This is a genomic window from Mesorhizobium sp. M7A.F.Ca.CA.004.04.2.1 (assembly GCF_004022825.1).
Taxonomy (GTDB): domain Bacteria; phylum Pseudomonadota; class Alphaproteobacteria; order Rhizobiales; family Rhizobiaceae; genus Mesorhizobium.
Genome location: NZ_RZPH01000847.1, coordinates 1 through 2,696, shown reverse-complemented (window position 1 = coordinate 2,696; position 2,696 = coordinate 1). Strand labels below are relative to the sequence as shown.

Sequence of the window (2,696 nt, the reverse complement as noted above, 5' to 3'; positions counted from 1 at the left end):
GCAGATGTCAGCCCGCAAGAGGTCCATGCGCGGCATGGGCGCCGATCGCCTGCGCTGACGGCAGCGTAACCAGCAGCTTGGCAATTTCCCCCGCGACCGCCTGGGCATGGCGGGCGACTTCCCGCAGACCCCTGAGCTCGCCGAAAGTGCCTCTTGCCAGCGGGCCGGCGACCAGGAGTGTCGCAACCGCCTCACCGTCCGAGCCGATTGCGCGGCTGTCGAGACTTGTCTCGATGCCAAGTCCATATTGGTCCGTCCTGATCAAGCCGGCTTCCGCCAGCGAGCTCAGCGCCGGGTTCAGCTGTAATGCCTGCCCATGAGCCGGACCCGTAGTGTTGATGACGGCATCGAAGCGCGTCGTCTCGATCCGTGTCTGCCCGCGTCGTTGAAAGCTGACAGCCAGGCTGCCGTCCTCATCGTTCGACGCGACAAGCCTGGCGGCAATGGTGTCGAATGTTCCGGCCGCATGACGCCGGTCGAGCACCGCCGCCACCTGCGGAGCGATCCTGAAGCGATGCACGTCCCAGAACACGCGCAGCCGGCGGACCAGCCTTGCCCGCTCCGGCGGGGCAAGTGCGGCCCACAGCACCGGCCCCTGCAGGCGCAGTTGGTCGAAGACCGACTGCCAGTTGACATTGGCCGCTCTCGCAGCTGTCAGCGTCGCGCGAATGGCCCTGAGCAGGCCGAGCGCCGTCGTGGCCGGCGCGGATGCAAAATCGCCAAAAGGCTCGCCCCTGACATCGGGGTGTCCGCGCGAGCGTAAGCCGCGGCGCGACAGCGCGAGGATGCGGCCGCGATGGCCACGACGGTCGAGTTCGGCGACCATGTCGGCAGAGGTCAGCCCGGAGCCGACGATCAGCACCGACGCCTCCGGACCAATCCCGGCAAGCGCCGCTGGTGCGTACGGGTCGGCGATGAAACCCGGTGCTTCCGTCAGATGGATCAGCGCGGCTGGAATCGCGGGCTGTGGGTGCGTCGCTGCCAGGACGACGATATCGGCAGCGACCAACCCACTGGACGTATGCACGGTCCAGCCCGCGCCACTGGCATCGCGCGTCACGCGTATGGCGAGACCTTCGGCATGACGGACAAGGCCGGAACCGAGATACGGCGCCAGATGCTCGGCGACGTAGCGACCGAACACACGCCGGCGCGGAAAAGCGTCGCCGTTCTTCCAGATGGCGTCCGGGTCGTGTTCGAGTTCTCCGCTGCCAGTCAACCAGCGTGCAAAATGCTGCGGGTCGTCGGGAGCCATGCTCATCCTGATCGCGGGAACATTAACCCGATGAGACGGTTCCTCGCTGGAATAGGCAAGGCCACCGCCAAGAACCGGTCGTGGCTCGATCACGGAAATGGAAATGCGCTCCGGTCGAGGCATTTGCGCCAGGTGCCACGCCACCGCGGCGCCGGAAAAGCCGCCGCCGATAATGGCGACGCGCAACCGCGAGGACGCAGGAAGCAAGTTCACGAGGCGCTGGCGAGCGACTTCGGCCGGTGGTCGCCGGCGATGGTTTCGCCGAACGGACCGGTGTTTACGGAAGAGCCGGCTGCCTTGACCAGATGGTCGGTCGGCAGTTTCGGCAGCACCAGCTCGCCGAAGCGATAGGCTTCTTCGAGATGCGGATAGCCGGAAAGGATGAAGGTATCGATACCGAGGCGCCGGTACTCGTCGATGCGCTCGGCGATCGTGTCGGGATCGCCGACAAGTGCGGTCCCTGCGCCGCCGCGCACCAGGCCGACGCCGGCCCACAGATTGGGCGCGATCTCGAGCTTGGCGCGATTGCCGCCATGCAATGCGCTCATCCGCGCCTGGCCGACCGAATCCATGCGGGCAAAGACCTTCTGCGCCGAGGCGATCGTCGCATCGTCGAGCCGGCTGATCAGCCTGTCGGCCGCGGCCCAAGCCTCCTCGGTGGTTTCGCGGACGATGACATGCAGCCTAATGCCGAAGGAGAGCTTGCGGCCAGCCTTCTGCGCCAGTTCACGCATGCCGTCCAGCTTGCGCTCGACATCGGCTGGCGGCTCGCCCCAGGTCAAATATTTGTCGATCTCCTGCGCTGCCACAGTCGACCCGGCATCGGACGAGCCGCCGAAGTAGAGCGGGGGATAGGGTGTCTGCACCGGCGGAAACAGCAGCCTTCCATCCTCGATGCGGAAATGCTTGCCCTCATGCTCGACCGTCTCGCCGCTCAGCACCCGCTTGTAGATCCGAAGGAATTCCTGCGTCACCTCGTAGCGCTCGGCATGCGACAGGAAAATGCCGTCGCCCTTGTTCTCCAGCGGATCGCCGCCGGTGACGACGTTGATCAGCAGGCGGCCATTGGAGATGCGATCCAGCGTCGCAGTCATGCGCGCGGCGAGCGTCGGCGACTGCAAACCGGGGCGCACGGCGACAAGGAAACGCAAGCGTTCGGTCATCGGCACGAGAGCCGATGCGATCACCCAGGAATCCTCGCACGAGCGGCCGGTCGGCAACAGCACGCCATAGTAGCCGAGCGTGTCGGCCGCCTTCGCCACTTGCGTCAGATACGGCAGATCGACCGATCTGCCGCCCTCGGCCGTGCCAAGATAACGACTGTCGCCATGCGTCGGCAGAAACCAGAGCACCTTGATGCGGTCCGGCACGACCCGGCTCATGGCCTCTCTCCCGCTGCCTGACGAAGGCGGCCGGATATGCCTGCTTTGGTGAGTAGCTG

General features: G+C 65.9%; 2 protein-coding genes. Both read right to left on the bottom strand.

Annotated features, from left to right (window positions below; translation table 11 throughout):
- Positions 1–7: 7 nt before the first annotated feature.
- Positions 8–1,468, bottom strand: coding sequence for an FAD/NAD(P)-binding protein (locus EN893_RS28035; RefSeq protein ID WP_128361952.1), 1,461 nt, complete (start codon positions 1,466–1,468; stop codon positions 8–10).
- Positions 1,465–2,637, bottom strand: coding sequence for an FMNH2-dependent alkanesulfonate monooxygenase (gene ssuD / locus EN893_RS28030; protein ID WP_127269513.1), 1,173 nt, complete (start codon positions 2,635–2,637; stop codon positions 1,465–1,467). Before ssuD ends, EN893_RS28035 begins: the two co-directional genes overlap by 4 nt.
- Positions 2,638–2,696: the final 59 nt, after the last annotated feature.